The 1,117-nt window shown below is 71.8% G+C and carries 2 protein-coding genes; both read right to left on the reverse strand.

Annotated elements, in window-relative coordinates; translation table 11 throughout:
• On the reverse strand, positions 1–340 hold a 340-nt coding region (locus ABZ454_RS38925; RefSeq protein ID WP_359544149.1), incomplete at its 3' end, for a hypothetical protein.
• 82 nt (positions 341–422) lie between these two features.
• The coding region (locus ABZ454_RS38930) for a hypothetical protein (RefSeq protein ID WP_359544150.1) at positions 423–1,117 on the reverse strand (695 nt) is incomplete at its 5' end.

Below are 1,117 nucleotides of genomic sequence, written 5' to 3' on the forward strand. Positions count from 1 at the left end.
CGAGGGCGTCGGCCTGCCACAGGTCGCACTCGTCCCAGTGGACGTCGCCGAGGTTGACGATGAAGGCGTTACACCCGGGGGCCGATGCGCAGGACTCGCAGCAACCGCGGTCGCGCCGATAGGGGACCGGCTGCGCCGTGTACTGGTCGTTGAAGTAGTCGGTGCGGAGCATCCCCTGGCGGGGGCCGTAGTCGGGGAAGGAGGCGAGGACGGTGTCGCCGGCGGCGACCTGGTCGGCGCGGACGATGCGGGCGGCGGCCGGGTCGACGAGCAGGGGGGCGTGGTCCTCGTCGTCGGGGAGGTCGGTGACGATCACGGGGAGGATGTCGATGCTGATCATTGGGTGGCCTTCCGTCGGGGGCGTTCCGTCCGCCCCGTGTAGCTACACAGTAGCGGGTCTGCGTAGCTACACGCAAGGGGAGTTACGGAAGAGCCAGGACGAATGCGGCCGCCGCCTCCTGCCGGTGCGCCCGAGCCGCACGCCGCGCCCCGTCCTGACCGTCGTACCAGCCGGACCAGCCCCCGCACGAGCAACTGCCCCCGCTCGTGCCGTCATAGGTCACGCCGGCACGCCCGCCCGGCTTGTTCAGCCCGGCCGTCACGCGGGAATCCGCCGGCCGCCCGTACCCGCCCGGCGTCGTCGTGTGCGTCCGGTGGTCGTCGGCGAGCATCACCAGCCGGGCGGCAAGGGAGACGCGGACCGGCGTACGCATCTCGGGAAGGTACCCGTTCGACGTCGACCGGTACGGGGCGCCGAGGACGACGAGCCCGCGATCGATGAGCCGCTGCGACGCCGCCGGCGCAATGCTCACGAGACCCGCCGCTATGCGCCCGTTGAGCTCCCGGAACACCTTGTCGGCACCGGTGACCAGGTAGGCCCCATGGGCGGCGATGGCGTCCAGGTCACCGCGCGCCGTCGGCGTGATGGCCGCGACCCGTACGACCGGATCAAGAACGATCGTGCACACCTTCGGAACGGTTCCGCCGTCCCAGACCTTGCGCTGGACGATCACGCGGCCCGTGCGTGAGGCCTCGATCGTGCAGCGCCGGCGCGTCGTGGCCCGGCGGAGGAGCGTGACGGCCTGCGCCTCGGTGAGTGCGCCGGTAGTGGTCTCGC

This window comes from Streptomyces sp. NPDC005803 (assembly GCF_040630435.1).
Lineage (GTDB): Bacteria > Actinomycetota > Actinomycetes > Streptomycetales > Streptomycetaceae > Streptomyces.